The 18,546-nt window shown below is 72.5% G+C and carries 16 protein-coding genes; 9 read left to right on the top strand and 7 right to left on the bottom strand.

Annotated elements, in window-relative coordinates:
* Window positions 1-19 precede the first annotated feature (19 nt).
* The 4 genes from VM306_RS05330 (at window position 20) to VM306_RS05315 (ending at window position 3,270) form a co-directional block, all read left to right on the top strand.
* On the top strand, window positions 20-730 hold the full coding sequence (locus VM306_RS05330) for a TetR/AcrR family transcriptional regulator C-terminal domain-containing protein (protein WP_325511487.1): 711 nt from the start codon (window positions 20-22) through the stop codon (window positions 728-730).
* Between the two features lie 140 nt (window positions 731-870).
* A complete protein-coding gene (locus VM306_RS05325; protein WP_325511485.1) occupies window positions 871-1,929 on the top strand; it encodes a glycosyltransferase in 1,059 nt (352 codons plus the stop codon).
* A complete protein-coding gene (locus VM306_RS05320; protein ID WP_325511483.1) occupies window positions 1,910-3,004 on the top strand; it encodes a SpoIIE family protein phosphatase in 1,095 nt (364 codons plus the stop codon). The genes VM306_RS05325 and VM306_RS05320 overlap by 20 nt, the downstream gene beginning before the upstream one ends.
* On the top strand, window positions 2,968-3,270 hold the full coding sequence (locus VM306_RS05315) for an STAS domain-containing protein (RefSeq protein WP_325511481.1): 303 nt from the start codon (window positions 2,968-2,970) through the stop codon (window positions 3,268-3,270). The genes VM306_RS05320 and VM306_RS05315 overlap by 37 nt, the downstream gene beginning before the upstream one ends.
* Window positions 3,271-3,285: 15 nt before the next feature.
* Here VM306_RS05315 and VM306_RS05310 read toward each other — a convergent pair whose 3' ends face one another.
* Complete coding sequence (locus tag VM306_RS05310) at window positions 3,286-4,143, bottom strand: alpha/beta hydrolase (RefSeq protein ID WP_325511479.1); 858 nt, start codon at window positions 4,141-4,143, stop codon at window positions 3,286-3,288.
* A gap of 59 nt (window positions 4,144-4,202) precedes the next feature.
* Here VM306_RS05310 and VM306_RS05305 point away from each other — a divergent pair, with 59 nt between their 5' ends.
* Window positions 4,203-7,049, top strand: coding sequence for a BTAD domain-containing putative transcriptional regulator (locus tag VM306_RS05305; protein ID WP_325511539.1), 2,847 nt, complete (start codon window positions 4,203-4,205; stop codon window positions 7,047-7,049).
* Window positions 7,050-7,077: 28 nt separating this feature from the next.
* Here the strand turns inward: VM306_RS05305 and VM306_RS05300 are convergent, their stop codons facing one another.
* The gene (locus tag VM306_RS05300) at window positions 7,078-7,848 is read right to left on the bottom strand and encodes a glucose 1-dehydrogenase (RefSeq protein WP_325511477.1); all 771 of its coding nucleotides are present in this window, start codon (window positions 7,846-7,848) and stop codon (window positions 7,078-7,080) included.
* Between the two features lie 94 nt (window positions 7,849-7,942).
* On the opposite strand from VM306_RS05300, the gene VM306_RS05295 reads away from it, so the two are divergent.
* Window positions 7,943-8,575, top strand: coding sequence for a TetR/AcrR family transcriptional regulator (locus VM306_RS05295; RefSeq protein ID WP_325511475.1), 633 nt, complete (start codon window positions 7,943-7,945; stop codon window positions 8,573-8,575).
* Here the strand turns inward: VM306_RS05295 and VM306_RS05290 are convergent.
* Genes VM306_RS05290 through VM306_RS05270 form a run of 5 tightly spaced genes read right to left on the bottom strand, consistent with a single transcriptional unit; the run spans window position 8,544 to window position 13,450 of the window.
* Window positions 8,544-9,980 carry a long-chain fatty acid--CoA ligase gene (locus VM306_RS05290; RefSeq protein ID WP_325511473.1) on the bottom strand — a complete coding sequence of 479 codons (1,437 nt, stop codon included), beginning with the start codon at window positions 9,978-9,980 and terminating at the stop codon, window positions 8,544-8,546. The genes VM306_RS05295 and VM306_RS05290 overlap by 32 nt on opposite strands.
* Window positions 9,919-11,235 carry an MFS transporter gene (locus tag VM306_RS05285; protein ID WP_325511471.1) on the bottom strand — a complete coding sequence of 439 codons (1,317 nt, stop codon included), beginning with the start codon at window positions 11,233-11,235 and terminating at the stop codon, window positions 9,919-9,921. Before VM306_RS05285 ends, VM306_RS05290 begins: the two co-directional genes overlap by 62 nt.
* A 9-nt stretch (window positions 11,236-11,244) precedes the next feature.
* Window positions 11,245-11,703, bottom strand: coding sequence for a MaoC family dehydratase (locus VM306_RS05280; RefSeq protein ID WP_325511469.1), 459 nt, complete (start codon window positions 11,701-11,703; stop codon window positions 11,245-11,247).
* Window positions 11,700-12,575, bottom strand: a complete 876-nt coding sequence (locus tag VM306_RS05275) for an amidohydrolase family protein (RefSeq protein WP_325511467.1) — start codon at window positions 12,573-12,575, stop codon at window positions 11,700-11,702. Before VM306_RS05275 ends, VM306_RS05280 begins: the two co-directional genes overlap by 4 nt.
* Entirely contained in the window at window positions 12,572-13,450 is an 879-nt protein-coding gene (locus VM306_RS05270) for an SDR family NAD(P)-dependent oxidoreductase (RefSeq protein ID WP_325511465.1), read from the bottom strand. The genes VM306_RS05275 and VM306_RS05270 overlap by 4 nt, the downstream gene beginning before the upstream one ends.
* A gap of 91 nt (window positions 13,451-13,541) precedes the next feature.
* Here VM306_RS05270 and VM306_RS05265 point away from each other — a divergent pair, with 91 nt between their 5' ends.
* From VM306_RS05265 to VM306_RS05255, 3 genes are read left to right on the top strand one after another with little or no spacing between them, the layout of a single operon-like run.
* On the top strand, window positions 13,542-14,330 hold the full coding sequence (locus tag VM306_RS05265; protein WP_325511463.1) for a PaaX family transcriptional regulator C-terminal domain-containing protein: 789 nt from the start codon (window positions 13,542-13,544) through the stop codon (window positions 14,328-14,330).
* A 2-nt stretch (window positions 14,331-14,332) separates the two neighbouring features.
* Window positions 14,333-15,487, top strand: coding sequence for a glycosyltransferase (locus tag VM306_RS05260; protein ID WP_325511461.1), 1,155 nt, complete (start codon window positions 14,333-14,335; stop codon window positions 15,485-15,487).
* A 25-nt stretch (window positions 15,488-15,512) separates the two neighbouring features.
* The gene (locus VM306_RS05255; RefSeq protein ID WP_325511459.1) at window positions 15,513-18,518 is read left to right on the top strand and encodes an MGH1-like glycoside hydrolase domain-containing protein; all 3,006 of its coding nucleotides are present in this window, start codon (window positions 15,513-15,515) and stop codon (window positions 18,516-18,518) included.
* Window positions 18,519-18,546 lie beyond the last annotated feature (28 nt).

Here is an 18,546-nt window from a genome sequence, read left to right as displayed (position 1 = left end):
TGTCAACTAGGCTGGGGGCATGAGCAACGAGCGCGGCGCGTCGCGTGAGGAATGGGCGACCCGGATCGCGGCACTGGACCAGCGGCCCCCGGCCCGCAAGGAGCCCATCACGGTCGACCGCATCGTCACGACGGCACTGCGGATGGTGGAGTCCGAGGGGTTCGACGCGCTGACGATGCGCCGTGTCGCCGCCGCGCTCGACACGGGACCGGCCTCGCTCTACGCCCACGTGCGCAACAAGGCCGAGCTCGACGACCTGCTCATCGGCACGCTGAGCAGGAACGTCTCGCTGCCCTCGCCCGACGCCGCGCGGTGGCGCGCGCAGCTCCACGACGTCTGCGCCCAGCTGCGCGACCAGTTCCTCCGGTATCCCGGCATCGCGCGGGCCGCGCTGTCCGCCCGTCCGGCCAACCTCGACACGCTCCGGATCACCGAGGGGATGCTGGCGATCCTCCTGGCGGGAGGAGTCGAACCCCAGCGGGCGGCGTGGGCGGTCGACGCCGCGCTCCTGTACGTCAGCGCCTACACGTTCGAGGCGTCGCTGCGGCGCGACCCCGACCAGGACGGGGACGCCCGCCTCGTCGACAGGGAAGAAACCGTCGCGCGGCTCAAGATGCTGCCGGTGAGCCGATTCCCGCACACGGTCGCGCACGCCGACAAGCTCAACGCGGGCGAGGGTCACGAGCGGTTCGACTTCGCCCTGAACCTCCTGCTGCGGGGAATCGCCTGACCGGCAAGGCCCGTCAGGCAATGCTCGCCGAGCTGCGCTACGTTCGGATGAGTGGGTTAAGAGAACAGCCCCGTCAGCACGATCGAGCCGTGGACGGAGCTGTTGTGCTGCCTGCTTCTGCGCAATTGAAGATTTCCATCGTGTCCGCGAACGATGTTCCCGGTTGGCGTGACGCGCACGTCCGCGACCTGGCCGGGGCTCTGCGGGCCCGCGGACACGACGTGACGGTCCACCACCGACGGCACGCCGAGGACGACGAGCTGTACCTGGGCGACTTCGTCGACGAGCTCCGCACCGAATGGGCCGGCTCGCTGCCGGACCTCGTGCACGCCCACTTCTGGCGTTCCGGACTGGCCGCTTTGCTCGCCGCGCAACCGTTCGGCGTGCCGGTGGTGCAGTCGTTCCACGGTTTCGGCCAACGTGTGGACGTCGAGCGGCTGGTGGGCAGGCAAGCGGCGCTGGTGCTGGCGGGCGGCGAGGACGAGCTGCTCGACCTGACCGCCGCGAACGTGCCGCGGCCGCGGATCGGGCTCGTCGCGCGGGGCGTCGACGTCGACCTCTTCCACCCGTACGGCAGAACGGCCCCCCGCACCGCGTTGCGCCGTGTCGTGACGGTCGTGGACCCGTTGCTGGACAACGGTGTCGCCGACCTGGTGGCGGCGCTGCCGCGGTTGCCGGACGTCGAGCTCGTGGTCGCGGGCGCGCGAGCGGGTGACGTGGACCGCCTGGGCCGCTGGGCCCGCAAGCTCGGCGTGGAGGACCGCGTCCAGCTGATCGGGCCGGTCGCACGGGAGGACTTGCCGGCATTGCTGCGTTCCGCGGACGTGGTGGCGTGCGTGCCGTCGCGGCCGTCGTGGGATGCGTTGCCGTTGGAGGCGATGGCGTGTGGCGTGCCGGTGATCGCGACCGCGGTGGGAGGACTCACCGATGCCGTGATCGACGGGGTCACGGGTGTCCTGGTGCCGCCGCGCGACCTGAAGCGGCTGGTGAGGACACTGCGGCTGGTCCTGGACGACACCACGCTCAGGACCGCCTGCGGGATCGCGGCGGTGGACCGGGTCCACGCCCGCCACACCTGGCCGGACGTCGCCACGGGCATGGAGCGGCTCTACCGCGGGCTGCTCGACCCGCCGGCGCCCGCACAGCGCCGGCGATCCGGACGAGCGGAGGCCGGCACGGGTGAGGTCGCACGGAGCTGATGACGAGCGGGCCGCCGCCGTGGTCCTGAGCCAGGTGGTCGAGCAGATGCCGTCGAGGGTGGTCGCCTTCGAGGGACCCGGGCTCAGGACCGTCGCCGCCACCGGGGCCTGCCGGGAGTGGGCGGGGTGCGTCGGTGAGACCGCGCGGGAGGCCTTCGCCGAGGTCGGCGGGCGGCCAGCGGCCGAGGCCGTCGAACGGGTCTACGCGACGGGCGGGGCCGAGTGCCTGCGGGATCTCCGCACCGAGCCTGGCCTGGACGTCCGTGCCGAGCACTTCTGCGACTGGACCATCACGCCGAGGCGCGGTGGTGACGGCGAGGTCGTCGGAGTGACCGTCGACGTGGCCGACGTGACGGAACGCATGGCCGACCGGCGGCGGGCGGCCGACGCCGAACGCCGCCAGGCGGAGGCGACGGACGCGGTGCGGCGCGAGTCGCACCCGCGGAGCGTCCCGCTGCTGCCGGGAGCGCAGGTCGCCGCGAGCTGCCTGCCTGCGGCCGGCGGCGACTGGTTCGACGCCCTGGTCCTCCCGGACGGCAGGCTGGGCCTGGTGGTCGGCGACGTCGTGGGTCACGGCCCGGCGGCGGGACAGCTGAGCGTGGTCCTGTCCGAGCGGCTCGCCGCCACCGGTGACGCCGTGGCGGCCATCCGGTCCGCCGACGCCGCGGCCCACCGGATCCCCGGCGCCGGGTCGGCCACGGTGTGCGTCGCCGTGCTCGACCCCGGGACAGGCCTGGTCGAGCACGCGTCAGCCGGTCCTCCGCCACCGCTGGTCGTCACGGCCGGGGGAGCGCGCTTCCTGCGCGGCCCTGGAGTCCCGCCGCTCGCGGTGGGCGGCGAGCGGGACCCGCGGGTGGGACGGGCGGCGCTCGCTCCCGGTGACCTGGTCCTGCTCCACACCGGCGGTGTCCTCGACCGGCCGGGGCGCACGCTGGCCGAGTGCGCGGACGAGCTGGCGCGGGCCGCCGAGGACGTCGCCGCGGACCGGGCGTTCCGGGGTGAGCTCCCGCTGGCGGCCGACCGGCTGTGCACGGCCCGATGCCGCGCATCGAGGAGGACCCGTCCGTCCCGCTGATCCGCGTGACCGGACCCGCGGACGCGCGCACCGCGGCCAGGTTCGGCCAGACCGTGACCATCGCGGGGGCCACCGGCACCCGGTCGCTCACCGTCGACCTCGGCGACGTGACCCAGCTGGCCGGCGCGGGGGTGTCCGTCCTGCACCGGCTCACCGCCCGGCACCGCGACAACCGCACGGAACTGCTGCTGGTCGCCGGCGCCGGGACCGCGGCGGACGTCGTCATGACCCTGGCCGGCCTCGGCCACGCCACCGGACACGGGTGACCTCAGCCGTGGGAACTAGCGCGTCAGCAGGTCGCGGATCGCCGCGGCGACGACGTCCGGCGCCTCCTCGGCCATGAAGTGTCCACACGAGACGGTGCGGTGGTCGAGGTCGGGTGCCCACCGCCGCCACAACGCCTCGGCGTCGAAGCCGAGCGCCGCGCCCCAGTCCTGCTGCAGCACGGTGACCGGCATCCGCAGCTGTGCCTCGCTGTCGGCGGTGTCGTGCTCGACGTCGACCGTCGCCGACGCCCGGTAGTCCGCGATGATCGACGTGACGGCCTCGCGGCTCGCCCGCAGGTACTCGGCGCGGACGTCCGCGGGGAACGGCTCGGTGCTCCAGATGTCGAGGAAGTGGCCGAAGAACGCGTCGGGCCGGGCGCCGATCAGCTCCTCGGCCAGGCCGGGCGGCTGGGCCATCAGGAACAGGTGGAACCCGACGACGGCGGACGTCCCGCGCATCACGTCCCACATGTCGAGCGTGGGCAGCACGTCGAGCGACGCCAAGTGCGTGACGTGGCCGGGGTGGTCGAGGCCGGTGCGGAACGCGACGAGCGCGCCCCTGTCGTGGCCGGCGAGCGCGAACCTGTCGTGCCCGAGCGCTCTGGCGACCTCGACGACGTCGGCGGCCATCGTGCGCTTGCTGTAGGTGAGCCCGGTGTCGGCGGGCTTGTCGCTGTCGCCGTAGCCGCGCAGGTCGGGCATGATCACGGTGTGGTCGGCGGCCAGGTCGGCGGCGACGTGCCGCCACATGAGGTGGGTCTGGGGGAAGCCGTGCAGCAGCACGACGGGGCTGCCCTCGCCCGTGGTGGCGACGTTGAGCTCAACGCCGTCGCCGACCTGGACGCGCTGGTGGTCGAATGCGGTGTGGTTCACGCCCCGAGCTTCGCCCTGCCCGATCAGCAACGGATCAGCGCCGGAGTCAGCGCGTGGTGATGTTCGGCGTGCTCGGCCCGCTGACCGCGGGTTCCGCGCGGCTCGGCGGTCCCCGGCAGCGCGCGGTGCTCGCCCGTCTCCTGGTCGCCCGCCGCCGCGTCGTGCCGGTGCGGACGCTGGTCGCCGACCTGTGGGAGGAACCGCCCGGCGGCGCCGTCGGGACCGTCCAGACCTTCGTCGGCGCCCTGCGCAAGGCACTCGAACCTGACCGTCCACCTCGGACGCCCTCGTCCTTGCTGGTCACCGAGGGCGCGGGTTATGCGTTGCGGGCAACGGAGGTGGATGCCTGGCAGTTCGAGGAGATGCTGGGCGGCGACCTGTCCGTCCTGGACAGTGCGCTGGCCCTGTGGCGCGGTCCGGCCTACGCGGAGTTCGCCGACGAGCACTGGGCGCGTGCCGAGATCGACAGGCTGTCCGAGCTGCGGCTGGTGGCGGTCGAACGCCGTGCCGAAGCCCTGCTGGCCGCTGGTCGTGCCGCCGGGGCCGTCGCCGACCTGCGCGCTCACGTGGCGTCACACCCGTGGCGGGAGAAGGCGTGGAGCCTGCTCGCGCTGGCCCTGTACCGCGAAGGCCGTCAGGGTGACGCGCTGGAGGCCGTCCGCTCGGCCCGGCACGCGCTGGCGGAGAACCTCGGCGTCGACCCCGGACCGGAGCTGCGCGCGGTGGAGGCGGACATCCTCGCCCAGTCGCCCCGGCTGATGCCCGCGGTCACCCCGGCGCTGGTGGGCCGGTCCGCCGAGCTGGCGGCGCTGTCCGGCGCCGTTCCCGCGGCGGGGCTGGGCATCGCGCTGGTGAGCGGTGAGGCCGGGGTGGGCAAGACGGCGCTGGCCGAGGAGTTCCTCGCCGTGCTCCGCGGCCAGGGGTGGACGACCGTGTGGGCCCGCTGCCCCGAGGACGCGCCGGTGGCGTGGCCGTGGCAACAGGTGGTGGAGGCGCTGGGCTCGGCGCTGGTCCCGGGCGACCGCTTCCACCTGCGCCGCGCCGTCGTGTCCACAGTGGAGTCCGCGGCGCCGGTGCTGGTAGTGCTGGACGACCTGCACCAGGCCGACGAGGAGACCCTGGCGGTGCTGGCCGCCTTCACCACGACCCGGCTCTCCGGACGCGTACTGGTCGTCGCGACCACCCGGTCCGCGGTGCCGTCCGAGGCGCTGGCCCGCGCCGAACCCGTCCGCGTCGCGCTCGGCGGGCTGGGGGAGGAGGCGGTCGGCGCGCTGGTGCGGTCCATCTCGGCGGGGGCGGACGTGCGGGCGATCTTCGACCGCAGCGGCGGCAACCCGTTCTACGTCAAGGAACTGGCACGGTTGTTCGCGGCCGAGGGGTCGCTCGGCGTCCCGGCGGGTGTGCGGGAGGTGATCCGGCACCGGCTGGCAGCCCTGCCCGAAACCGCCCGGACGGTGCTGCACCAGGCGTCGGTGCTGGGGCGGGACGTGGAGGTGGAGCTGCTCGGCCTCGTCGCGGGCGAGGACGTGCTCGACTCGCTGGACCTCGCGCTCCAGGCCGGGTTCCTGGTCGAGGTCGCTCCGGGACTCGCCCGCTTCACGCACGTCCTGGTGCGCGACACCGTGTACGAGGAGGTGTCGCTGACCCGGCGGGCGCGCTGGCATTCGGCCGTGGCCGCGGCGCTCGAGTCGCTGCGGCCGGACGACGTCGTGCTGCTGGCGCACCACCACCTCCTGGCCGGAGCACGGGGTGCGGCGGCGGTCCGGGCGCTGGCGGGAGCGGCGGAGGCCACCCGGTCGCCGCGCGAGGCCGTCGGGTTGTGGAGAGCGGCGATCACGGCGGCCGGCGGCACCCGGCTCGACCTGATGGTCGGGCTGGCCAGAGCGCTGGCGGTGAGCGGCGACCTCGAGGCCGCCCGGCAGCAGAGGTCCGTCGCGCTGCGGGCGGCCTCCGACCCGCACACCGTCGCCGAGGTCATCGGGTCGTTCGACGTGCCCGGCGTCTGGACCACCAACGACGACCCCGCCCACTCCGCCGAGCTGGTCGCCGCGGCCGAACGCGTCCTGCCCGCGTTCCCCGGCCCCACCGCCACCCGAGCCCGCCTGCTCGCCACCGTCGCCATGGAGGACCGCGGTACCGGAACCCGCCTCCCGGAGGCCCGGGAAGCCGAGGCCATCGCCCGCGACCTCGACGACCCCGCCCTGCTGGCGTTCGCCCTCAACGCCCGCTTCATGCACACCTTCCACCGCACCGGCCTGGCAGCGGACCGCGCCGCGATCGGCGAGGAGCTCGTCACCCTCGCCGCCACCCACCACCTGACGACCCACGAGGTGCTGGGCCATCTGATCCTCGTCCAGGCCGGCGCCGCGCTGAACGACTTCGCCACGGCCGACCGGCACGCGTCCGCCGCCGACGAGCTCGCCCGGCGCCACGACCTGCCCCTGGTGAGCGTGTTCACCGACTGGTACGCGGCGCTGAAGCTGGCAGCGGCCGGACACGTCGCCGAAGCCGACCGCGCCTACCGCGCCGCGGCCCGGCGCGTCGAGGGCACCGGCATGTGGGGCATGGAGCGCGGTCTGCTGCCGCTGGCGGTGCTGAGCCTGCACGGTCCGTCCACAGTGGACCTCGACGAGGACTGGGGACCGTTGCGGGACTGGGTGAGCCCGCTCGTCCTGCCGCACGACGAAGCTCGGGAAGCCGCGCACGCGTTGCCGCGGGGACCCGCCGACCTGCTCAGCGAGGTGCGGGCGTGCCTCCTGGCGATGGTGGCGGAACGCCTGGAGGACGACGAGCTCCTCGAACGGGCCCGCGTCCTGCTGCGGCCCGCACGGCACGAGCTGGCCGGAGCGGGGACGGGCCTGGTCACGTTCGGCCCGGTCGCGAGGTTCCTGGGGCGTGTCCCGTGAGTTTCATCGAACGGACTCACGGGACGCTCTAGGCGGCTAGCGCCGGTCCGAGCAGCAAGCCGCCGTCCAGCACGAACTCCGACCCGGTCGCGAACGCCGACTCCGGCGACGCCAGGTGGAGCACCAGGGCGGTGACCTCCTCCGGCGTGCCCAGCCGCGGCACCGCGAACGGCGCGGGGGAGTAGAGGTCGCCGATCGCGGGCTGACCGGGCGCGACCGGTTCGGTGATCAGCGGGGTCGAGATGACACCGGGGTGGACCGAGTTCACCCGGATCCCGTCGCGGCCGAGCTCCAGCGCGGCGGTCCTGGTGAGCCCGCGCAACGCCCACTTGCTCGCCACGTACGGCGCGTAGTACGGCGATCCGACGTGGGCCATCGTCGAGGCGATGTTCACGATCGACCCGCCTCCCGCCCTGCGCAACGACGGCGTGAGGTGCTTGATCCCGAGGAACTGCCCGGTCAGGTTGACGGCCAGGGCGCGGTTCCAGACCTCCAGCGCGGTGTCCTCGATCAACGCCGCCGCGTGCTGCGCGCCCGCGTTGTTGACCAGCACCGACACCGGCCCGAACCGCGACTGTGCCGACTGCGCCGCCGTGGCCCACGCGTCCTCGTCGGTCACGTCGAGGCGCACCGCGAACGCCCGCTCGCCCAGTTCGTGCGCGAGCTTCCGCCCCGCCTCCGGATTCCGCGCGGCGATCACCACTTGCGCCCCCTCCGCGTGGAAGCCGCGCACGTGGCTCTCGCCCATTCCGCTCGTCGCGCCGGTGACGAACACCGTCCGGCCGTCGAACCGTCCCATGTCGATCTCCAATGGTGAGTTGAGTGACTCACCTCGGACCGTAGGCGCGATGCGATGGCGAGTCAAGTGACTCACCTCATGGCACAATGATGGCGTGCCGACCTACCACCAGCGCCTCGCGGAGCAGAAGCGGACGGCGATCGTCGACGCCGCCACCGCGCTGTTCCTGGAGTCCGGGTACGACAAGACCTCCCTCGCGCGCATCGCGGACGCCGCCGGGGTGTCGAAGGCGACGCTGTTCAAGCAGTTCCCGACGAAGGCCGAACTGTTCGACGCGATCGTCACCGACTACTGGCGGACCGAGGAGGGCGCGCTCACCCCGCCGCCCGGCGATCCCGCGGCAGGCCTGACCGCGCTGGGCAACCGGTACGTGGCGCTGCTGACCCGTCCGGGCATGGTGGCGTTGTTCCGCATCGTCATCGCGGAGGCGCCGCGCTTCCCCGAGCTCGGGCAGACCCAGTTCAAGCTGGGCAAACAGCCGTTCTTCGACGCCGTCCGCGACTACCTCGCCGCCGAGCACCGCGCCGGCACGCTCGTCGTCGACGACCCGGTCCTCGCCGCGACCCAGTTCCTCGGCATGATCTCGAACTTCGCGTTCTGGCCGCGCATGCTGCTGATGAACTGGGCGCCCACGGGGAAGGCCATGGCCCACTCGGTGGCCGAGGCCGTCCAGACGGTTCTCGCGCGCTACGCCGTCACAGCGGCAAGCGGCGCAGAGCGGGCTTGAGCACCTTCCCCGAACCCGTGCGCGGCAACGACGACACCACCTCGAAGTACCGCGGGATCTTGTACCGGGCCAGGCGCGGAGACAGGAACGAGCGCAACGAGGCGACGTCCACCGCGGCGCCGTCCCGCGGTCGCACGAAGGCACGGCCGACCTCGCCCCATCGCTCGTCGGGCACCCCGACCACGGCCACCTCGGCCACGTCGGGGTGCGAGGCCAGCGCGTTCTCCACCTCGGCCGGGTACACGTTCTCGCCGCCCGAGATGAACATGTCCTTCAGCCTGTCCAGGACGTGGAGGTTGCCGTCGAGGAGGCGCCCCAGGTCACCGGTGCGGAACCAGCCGTCGGCGGTGAACGCCGCGGAGGTGGCGGCCGGGTCGTTCCAGTAGCCGGGCGTGACGTTCGGGCCCTGCACCTCGATCTCGCCGGTGTCGGAGAGCCGCAGGTCGCCGAAGAACACCGGCGTCCCGGCCGACCCCGCCCTGGCCACGCTGTCCGCCGCCTCCAGGAACGTGGCGCCGGGCGCGGTCTCGGTGAGGCCGTAGCCCTGGCAGAACACGAGCCCGCGGTCCTGGTACGCGCGGATCAGCGCGTCCGGCACGGCCGCGCCGCCGCACAGCAGCACGCGCAACGACGACAGCGAGGCGTCCGGCCAGCGCGGTGACGCGACGACGTCGGCGAACATCGTGGCCACGCCGAACATCAGCGTCACCCCGTGCTTCTCGACCAGGTCGAGGCACACCTCGGCGTCCCAGCGCGGGGTGATCACGCAGTGCCCGCCCTTGATGAACGTGGGCAGCAACGTCTGGGCGAGCGCCGCGACGTGGAAGAGCGGTGCGGCGACCAGTGCCACGTCGTCGGTCGAGAGGTCGATGCCGATCATCAGGTTGAAGGTGTTCCACAGCAGGTTGGCGTGGGTCAGCACCGCGCCCTTGGGCCTGCCCGTGGTGCCGGAGGTGTAGAGGATCAGCGCGGGCGCGGAGATGTCGACGGGGACGTCCAGGAAGTCGTCGGAACCACCCGCGAGCCAGTCCTCGTAGGAGTCGAGAGACACGGCCCGTGGATGGTCCGTGACATGCGACGGCGCGTGGATCAACACGTGCGCGCCGCAGTCGGCCAGCTGGTAGCCGACCTCCGCGGGCGTGAGGCGGGAGTTCAGCGGGACGAAGATCGCGCCGAGCTGGTGGGTCGCGAACATCGTCTCGGCGAACGACGGGTGGTTGGGGCCGAGGTACGCGACGCGGTCGCCGTCGCGCACCCCGAGCTCCCGCAACCGCCACGCCAGCCGGGTCGTGCGGACCGCCAGCTCGCCGTAGGTCGTGGAGACGTCGTCGTAGGTGAACGCCTCACGCTTCGGCGCCATGCGCGCGCGGCGGTGTGGCCAGCTGCCCAGTCCCGCGTTCCGCATCACCGTCTCCCGTCAGGCTGGTCCTGCTGGTCTCGTGCAACAACAGCGTGCACACGACGGTGAGCACGCAGAACGCCGCCAGGATGAACGGGATCGCACCGGTCCCCGCGGTCCGCTGCACCTGGGCGAAGAGCAGCGGCGCCAGACCCGCGCCCAGTCCCGCGAGCTGGTAGCCGAGCGAGGCGCCGGTGTAGCGGCTGCCGGTGCGGAACAGCTCGCTGTAGAGCGCGGCGAGCGGCCCGTACATCATCGGGTGGATCGCGGCCTGGCCGAGCACGAGCGCGATCACGACGAAACCGTTGTCCACCAACGGGAACAGGACGAACCCGTACGCCGCCATGAGCACCGCGCCCGCGAGGACGACGGGCCTGCGCCCGAACCGGTCCGACGTCGCGGACCAGCCGATGATGCCGATCACCGCGCAGGCGGAGGAGATCGTCACCGCGTTGAGGACGGTCTGCCTGCCGATGCCCGTCTGGACACCGTAGGCCAGCAGGAACGTCGTCAACGTCGACTGGGCGACGAACGCGGCGAGACCGACGCCGATGGCGAGCAGCAACGTGCGGGGGTGGTTGCGCAGGACGTCCAGCAGCGGCGCCGAGGTGCGCTTCCGCTCGGCCTGGAACACCGGCGTCTCCTCGACCTTCAGGCGGACGAACAGGCCGACGCCGAGCAGCACGAGGCTCAGCAGGAACGGCACCCGCCAGCCCCAGGAGAGGAACGCCTGTTCGCTCATCAGCGCGGAGGTCGTGCTGAGCGCCAGAGTGGACAGCACCATGCCGAACGGCGCGCCGGCGTTGGTGAAGCTCGCCCACAGGCCGCGCCGCGACGTCGCGTGCTCGGCGGACATCAGGACCGCGCCGCCCCACTCACCGCCGACCGCGACGCCCTGCAGGACCCGCAGCAGGACGAGCCCGGCGGGAGCGAGCCAGCCGACCTGGGTGTAGATGGGGAGCAGACCGATGAGGAAGCTCGCCACACCCATCAGGCTCATGGTGAGCACGAGCATCCTCTTGCGCCCCAGCAGGTCGCCGAAGTGTCCGAAGAGGACACCACCGAGCGGCCGGGCGAGGTAGCCGGTGGCGAACGTGCCGAAGCTCGCGATCGTGCCGACCAGCGGGTCGAGCGAGGAGAAGAACACCTTGTTGAACACGATGGCGGAAGCGGTGGCGTAGAGCAGGAAGTCGTAGTACTCGATCACGCTGCCGAGGAAGCTGGATGCGACGGCACGGCGTAACTGCGTTGTTGTCGCCATGGCTTCACCTCACGCGTAGTGGCGGTATATGCCCCGTGCGACGCACGCGGGCTTCTCGGAACCCTCGATCTCGACCGTGAAGTCGATGGTGATCTGCACGCCGTCGCCCGCGACCTCGTCGGCGGACGCGACCCGGCCCTTCAGGCGGATCTTGGCGCCGACCGGCACGGGAGCGGGGAACCGGACCTTCTCGAGGCCGTAGTTGATGCTCATCCGCACGCCGGAGACGTCGAGCAGTTCGGTCATCAGCGGGATGAGCAGCGCGAGCGTGAGGTAGCCGTGCGCGATCGTGCCGCCGAACGGCCCGGTGGCGGCGCGTTCGGGGTCGACGTGGATCCACTGGTGGTCGTCGGTGGCGTCGGCGAACGTGTCGACGCGGTTCTGGTCGATCTGCAGCCAGTCGGTGTGGCCGAGGTCCCTGCCCGTCAACGCCCTGAGCTCTTCGAGTCCGTGCACGGCGGTGGTCATGCGTCCTCCTTGACGAGTCCGAGCAGACGAGCGGCGTTGAGCTTGAGGATCTTGGGACGCACCTCGTCCTTGACGTCGATCTTCGCGAAGTCCGCCAGCCAGCGGTCGGGCGTGATCACGGGGTGGTCGGAGCCGAAGAGGACCTTGTCCTGCAACAGGGTGTTGGCGTAGCGCACGAGCTGCGGCGGGAAGTACTTCGGCGACCAGCCGGACAGGTCGATGTAGACGAACGGCTTGTGCGTGGCGACGGCCAGGGCCTCGTCCTGCCAGGGGAACGACGGGTGCGCGAGCACGATCCGCAGGTGCGGGAAGTCGACGGCGACGTCGTCGACCAGCATGGGATTGGAGTGCTTGAGCCGGATGCCGCCCCCGCCGGGCACGCCGGCGCCGATCCCGGTCTGTCCACTGTGGAACAGCGCGGGCACGCCGAGCTCCTCGATCACCTCGTAGAGCGGGTAGGCCATCCGGTCGTCGGGGGAGAAGCCCTGCAGGCTGGGGTGGAACTTGAACCCGCGCACGCCGTGCTCCTCGACGAGCCTGCGCGCCTCCCGGACGGCGGCGCGGCCCTTCCACGGGTCGACGCTCGCGAACGGGATCAGCACGTCGGCGTGCTCGGCGCAGGACGCGGCCACCTCCTCGTTGGAGATGCGCGGGTGGCCGGTGGCGTGCTCCGCGTCGACCGTGAAGATCACCGCGGCCATCCTGCGCTCGCGGTAGATCTCCGCCGTCTCGGCGATGGTCGGTTGCCGGTGCGCTGCCTTGAAGTACTTCGCGGACGCCTCGAGCAGCGCGGGGCTGAGCGAGCTGTGGCCGTCGCGGGAGATCTCGGCGTGCGTGTGGACGTCGATGGCGACCAGGTCGTCGACATTCACGGTGCCACCGGCGCGGGGATGCCGTAGGTCTCCGGTTCGAACTCGCCCCACTGCTCGGCGATGTCCGCCGCCTTCCAGCCGCCGCCGGAGAACAGGACCTGCTTCTCGGCGGGGTGGGACCACAGTGCGAGCCGGTCGCCGCCGATGCCGATCGCCTGTCCCGTAATGCCTTTCGCCGCGTCGGACGCCAGGAAGACGATCAGTTCCGCCACGTCCTCGACCGTGCCGAGGCCCTCGTCGCGCCGCACCCACTCCGGCAGCGGCGCCCCGGTCCGTTCCGACTCCTCGATCAACGGCGCGAACACCGGGATCGTCTTCGTCATCTCGGTGGCGGCGACCGGCACGACCGCGTTGACGGCGATGTCCGACCGCGCGAGCTCCAGGGCCCAGGTCCGTGCCATCGCGGCGATCCCGGCCTTGGCGGCGGAGTAGTTGGTCTGCCCGAAGTTGCCGCGCTGGCCCGCCGGCGACGAGACCAGCACGAGGCTGCCGCCGGTGCCCTGCTCCCGCATCCGGACCGCCGCCGCGCGGGCGCACGTGAACGTGCCGCGCAGGTGCACGTTGATCACGGCGTCGAAGTCGTCGTCGCTCATCTTCCACAGCACGCGGTCGCGCAGGATGCCCGCGTTGGTGACCAGCACGTCGAGCCGGCCGAACTCCTCGACGGCGGCGGCCACGAGCCGGTCCGCGGTGGCGGCCGTCCCGACCGGCGCGACCACGGCCGCGCCGCCGATGCTCGCGGCGACCTCCTCCGCGCTCTCGTCCACGTCGTTGACGACGACCTTGGCCCCGTTGCGCGCCAACGCTTCCGCGTAGGCCCGCCCCAGCCCCCGGCCGGCGCCGGTCACGACGGCGACCTTCTCCGACAGCTCCATCCGACGAGTCCTCTCCCCTGGGAGTCGCGGTCAAAAGTAAGGCACATTCATGACGCTCGTCTAGATGTTGCCCAACATGTATCGTGGGTCCGTGACGCCCCAGTCCTTGATGCTCAACTTCCTCGGCCTGTACGTGCTGGGCCGGGACATCGCGGTCTACTCGGGGAGCCTGATCGACGTCTTCGGGCGCGTGGACGTCTCCGAGGAGGCCGTGCGCTCGACGCTGACCCGCATGACCTCGCGCGGCCTGCTCACCAAGCACCGCAACGGCCGCAAGGTCTACTTCGGACTGACGCCGCGCGCGACGGGCGTCCTCGAGGACGGCGGCCGCCGCATCTGGCAGCGCGGTGCCGTGAACAGGGAGTGGGACGGCACGTGGACGCTCGTCGGGTTCTCCCTGCCGGAGGGCCGCAGGGGCGCTCGTCACGACCTGCGCTCCCGGCTGCAGTGGGCGGGGTTCGGTCCCGTGCAGAACGGCCTGTGGATCGCCCCCGGCGCCCGTGACGTCACCGAGGTGGTCGCCGAGCTCGGCCTGGCGGAGAACGTCACCGTCTTCACCGCCCAGCACGCCAAACCGACCGAGGCCGCCGACCTCGCCACCCGCGCGTTCGACACCGCCGCGATCGCCGCCCGCTACCAGGACTTCCTGACGCGCTGGCGCGAACCGGACGACACGCTGCCCGACGACCTGGCGCGCCAGCTGGTGCTGCACGCGGACTGGCTCGACCTCGTGCGCCAGGACCCGCACCTGCCGGCCGAGCTGCTGGCCCGCGACTGGCCCGCGATCGAGGCGGAGCAGGTGTTCCAGGCGCTCGCCACCCGGTACGTCGAGACCGCGACACCGCTCGCGTCCGCGGCCATCGAGTCGGTCGCGGTCTGACCGTGCGCGTCGCCGTCGTCTCCGGAGGCGATCCCGGGCACGTCGTCCCGGCGATCGCGCTGTGCCTGAGGTTCGCGGAGGCGGGCGACACGCCCCTGCTGCTGACAGGAGAACGCTGGGTCGACGCCGCCGCCGGTGCGGGGATCACGGCGTCACGGGTCACCGGCCTCGCGCTGTCCGACCTGCGGGAGTGCGCGGATCTCGGCCGCGCCCTGCACGACCAGGCCGCCGAGCTGGCGTTGGCGCTCGTCCCTCGGCTACGTGCGCTCGCACCGGATCTGGTGGTGTGCGACGTGCTCGCGCTGGGTGCGAGCATGGCCGCGGAACTGCTCGGCGTGCCGTGGGTCCAGCTCTCGCCGCATCCGCTCTACGAGCCGTCGCGCGGCCTGCCGCCGATGGGAAGCGGGCTGGCTGCCGGGACCGGTGTGCGGGGGAGGCTGCGTGACGCCGTCCTGCGCGCGATGACGGCCCGCTCGATCCGCCAGGGCGAACGACAGCGTGCCGTCGTGCGCGAACGGGTCGGCCTTCCGGCGCGCGGACCTGACCCGGCCGCGCGGTTGATCGCGACCTTGCCCGCGTTGGAGGTGCCCCGCCCGGACTGGCCGTCGAACGCGCACGTCGTCGGGCCGCTGCTGTGGGAGGCGAGCCGGGAGACGCTCACCCCGCCGCCGGGCACCGCTCCGCTGGTGATGATCGCGCCGTCGACGGCGTGGACCGGGTCCGTCGGCATGGCCGAGATGACGCTGGAAGCGTTGCGGGACGAAGGCGTGCGGGCCGTCGTGTCGACGTTCGCGCCGGTTCCCGGTCTTCCGCCGTGGGCGCGTTCGGGTCCCGGCGGGCAGGACGAGCTGCTGCGCCAGTCGTCGGTGCTGGTCTGCGGTGGCGGGCACGGGATGCTGGTCAAGGCGTTGCGGGCCGCCGTCCCCGTCGTGGTCGTGCCCGGCGGCGGCGACCAGTGGGAGATGGCGAACCGGGTGGCGCGCCAGGGCGGTGGCGTGATCGTCAGGCCGTCGACCGTCGAGGGCCTGCGGGACGCCGTGACACGCGTCCTGGGCGATCCGGGGTTCGCCGCCGCGGCTGCTCGGGCGGCCGCGGCGGGGAGTGATGTTCGTGATCCTGTGGAGGTATGTCGGACTGCGTTGAGTCTTGCGCGATGAGAGCGCTCTCCCTTTCAATGAGGGCATGCGCAGGTCAATGACGATCCTCGTGGTGGCGGCGTTGGCGGTCTCGTCCGCCTCGCCGGCGGTGGCGCGGCGCGCCGCAGCTCCTGACCTCTATCCCGCCGTGGGTGCGGGAACCTCCTTCCTCGACCACGCCGACCTGCTGGGCACCGTCCCGGAGCCGGCCTGGTACGAGGCGAACATCCCGTTCGTCGACGTGCCGGACCGCGAGATCCGGGACACCTACTACTACCGCTGGCGAACCTACAAGGAGGCGCTCAAGTACACGGGTCCCCGCGACGGCTGGATCGTCTCCGAGTTCCTCGGTCCCGTCGGCTACTCGGCGCCGAACGGCGGCATCGTCGCCGCGGCGGGCCACCACGTCTACGAGGGCCGGTGGCTGCGCGACCACCGCTACCTCGACGACTACGTGGACTACTGGCTGCGGGGCTCCGGCGCGAGCGCCAAGCCCGCCACCGACTTCCTGAACAAGAACACGACCGACTGGGCGCACCAGTACTCGTTCTGGGCCGCCGACGCCGTGGCCGCCCGTGCCGCGGTCGACGGCCGTTCCCGGTTCGCCACCGACCGCCTGCCCGAGCTGATCCGCCAGTGGCAGCGCTGGTCCCCGCAGTTCGACTCCGACCTCGGCCTCTACTGGCAGACGCCGGTCTGGGACGCCATGGAGTACACGGCCAGCTCGTACCAGAGCCCCGACCCGTACCACGGCGGCGACGGTTACCGCCCGACGCTGAACGCCTACCAGTACGGCGACGCACGGGCGATCGCGCAGCTGCTCAAGGCACGCGGCGACGTCACCGGCGCCCGCCAGTACGACCAGGCCGCCGACGCGCTGCGGTCCGCGCAGGAGCGGTGGCTGTGGGACGCGAACGGCCAGTTCTACAAGCACGTCATGCGCGACGACAACCCCGGCCGCGCGAAGATCGCCGACCGCGAGTCCATCGGGTTCGTGCCGTGGTACTTCCACATGGCGCCTTCTCAGAACAGCGCGGCGTGGGCCCAGCTGAAGGACCCGCAGGGCTTCGCGGCCACCTACGGCCCCACGACCGCCGAACGCCGCAGCCCGTACTTCATGCGCGACGCGTTGAGCGGTTGCTGCCGGTGGAACGGCCCGAGCTGGCCCTACGCCACCAGTCAGACGCTGACCGCGCTGGCCAACCTGCTGATCGACTACCCGGCGCAGTCCTACGTGAACCGCGCCGACTACCTCTCGGTGCTGCGCGGCTACGCCCTGACCCAGCGCAAGAACGGCCGGCCGTACGTCGCCGAGGCCCACCACCCCGACGAGAACCGGTGGATCTACGACGGCCAGGGCCACAGCGAGGACTACAACCACTCGACGTTCAACGACAACGTGCTCTCCGGCCTGCTCGGCATCCGCCCGCAGCTGGGCGACGACGTCCAGATCGCCCCGCTCGCACCGTCCACGTGGGACTACTTCGCCGCCGAGAACGTGCCGTACCACGGCCACAACCTCACCGTGCTGTGGGACCGCACCGGTTCCCGCTACGGCAAGGGCGCCGGGCTGCGCGTCTGGGTGGACGGCCGGCTCACCCACAGCCAGCCCGGCCTGTCCGCGGTGCGCCTGTCGATCCCCGCCCGCGGTTCGGGTGAGTTGCCCGAGCTCGTCGACGACTTCGCCAACGTCGGCAAGACCGGTTACCCCACGGCCCGCGCCTCCTTCAGCTACAGCGCCGACCCGCCCGTCAAGGCGATCGACGGTCAGGACTTCCACCTCGACGTGCCCGGCACCCGCTGGACGACGTGGACCAGCCCGAACGCCTCGGACTGGCTGGAGGTAGACCTCGGCGCGCCCGCGCCCGTGTCGGACCTGCGGGTGACCTTCTACGACGACGGCGGAGGAGTGCGGGTGCCGACGTCCTACGACCTGCAGTACCGGGGCGCGGATGGTCAGTGGCGCGACATCCCCGGACAGCAACGGACTCCGGCGTCACCGGTGGCGCGTCAGGTGAACCGCGTCCTCGTGCAACCCGCCCTGACGACCGACCGGGTGCGGATCCTGCCCCGCCGCGCCGATGGTGGAGCGGTCGGGATCACCGCGTTCTCGTCGTGGCGTTCACCCGTGCGCGGGCTGACCGCCTCGGTGCCGGAGTCCTTGCCGGTACGGGCCGGTGCCGCCGTGGAGACCACCACGACCGTCACCGCGTCGCGGTCGCTGGCGGACGTCCGGTCGGTTCTGGCCGTGCCCGCCGGGTGGAGTGCGGTTCCGTTGACCTCGGCCTCGGCCACGCGGCTGCTGCCGGGGCAGAAGCTGGTGACGCGGTGGCGTGTCACCGCGCCCGCCGGGCTGCGGCTGGGGGAGTCGGCCCCGGTTCGCGTGCTCGCGACGGCTTCCGGTGACAGCGGGACGAGCACGGCGTCGTCGTCCGCGCAGAGCGTGTTCGACCCGGCCGACTACGGCGCCGTGGCCTGGGACGACACGTTCGACACCGACCGCCTCGGGTCGTACCGGGTGGACGGGCCGTTCTCCGAGGCTTCGCCTTCGTTCACCGTGTCCGGCGGCGTGCTGACGGCCAGTGCCTCGTCACGCAGCGGGTCGGTGCTGGCCGCGCCCGTGGCCGGTGATGCTCGCGGGACCGCCGTGATCGTCGAACCCCGGTCGTTCGCGGGGTCCGCGCCGGAGGACAGCCTGTTCCTCGGTCAGACAGCGGGGAACAGCGACTTCGCGCTGGCCTGGTTCAACAACGCGGGCAAGGCTTCCGGTGTCGACGTGACCGTCGGCGGGACCCGCCGTGGTGACGAGGCGACCGGAGGCTGTTGCGCCGCGCTGAACTGGGCGGCGGGGGACCGGCTCGCGGTCGTGGTGCGGGACGGGCAGCTGACCAGCTGGCAGGAGCACGACAAGAAGTGGACGCTGCTGCGGTCCGCGCCGATCGGGGCTGCCGTGGATCCCGCGGTGGTCGCGGGGTGGGCGCCGGGGCTCGGGCTGCGGCTGGACTCCGGGGCGTTGGTGATCGACCGGTTCACCGTGCTGCGCCGGGCGTGAGGACCCGTCCGGGGTTCGCGGGTCGCGC

Source organism: Lentzea sp. (genome assembly GCF_035525475.1).
Lineage (GTDB): Bacteria > Actinomycetota > Actinomycetes > Mycobacteriales > Pseudonocardiaceae > Lentzea.
The sequence above is the reverse complement of the archived record's forward strand: the minus strand, read 5'-3'. Positions and strand labels throughout refer to the sequence as shown.

Coding starts and splice junctions, on each gene's coding strand:
- VM306_RS05305 (WP_325511539.1), top strand. CDS start 4,203: ATGTTCGGCGTGCTCGGCCCGCTGACCGCGGGTTCCGCGCGGCTCGGC.
- VM306_RS05255 (WP_325511459.1), top strand. CDS start 15,513: ATGCGCAGGTCAATGACGATCCTCGTGGTGGCGGCGTTGGCGGTCTCG.
- VM306_RS05280 (WP_325511469.1), bottom strand. CDS start 11,703: ATGACCACCGCCGTGCACGGACTCGAAGAGCTCAGGGCGTTGACGGGC.
- VM306_RS05285 (WP_325511471.1), bottom strand. CDS start 11,235: ATGGCGACAACAACGCAGTTACGCCGTGCCGTCGCATCCAGCTTCCTC.
- VM306_RS05315 (WP_325511481.1), top strand. CDS start 2,968: ATGCCGCGCATCGAGGAGGACCCGTCCGTCCCGCTGATCCGCGTGACC.
- VM306_RS05300 (WP_325511477.1), bottom strand. CDS start 7,848: ATGGGACGGTTCGACGGCCGGACGGTGTTCGTCACCGGCGCGACGAGC.
- VM306_RS05270 (WP_325511465.1), bottom strand. CDS start 13,450: ATGGAGCTGTCGGAGAAGGTCGCCGTCGTGACCGGCGCCGGCCGGGGG.
- VM306_RS05290 (WP_325511473.1), bottom strand. CDS start 9,980: ATGCGGAACGCGGGACTGGGCAGCTGGCCACACCGCCGCGCGCGCATG.
- VM306_RS05330 (WP_325511487.1), top strand. CDS start 20: ATGAGCAACGAGCGCGGCGCGTCGCGTGAGGAATGGGCGACCCGGATC.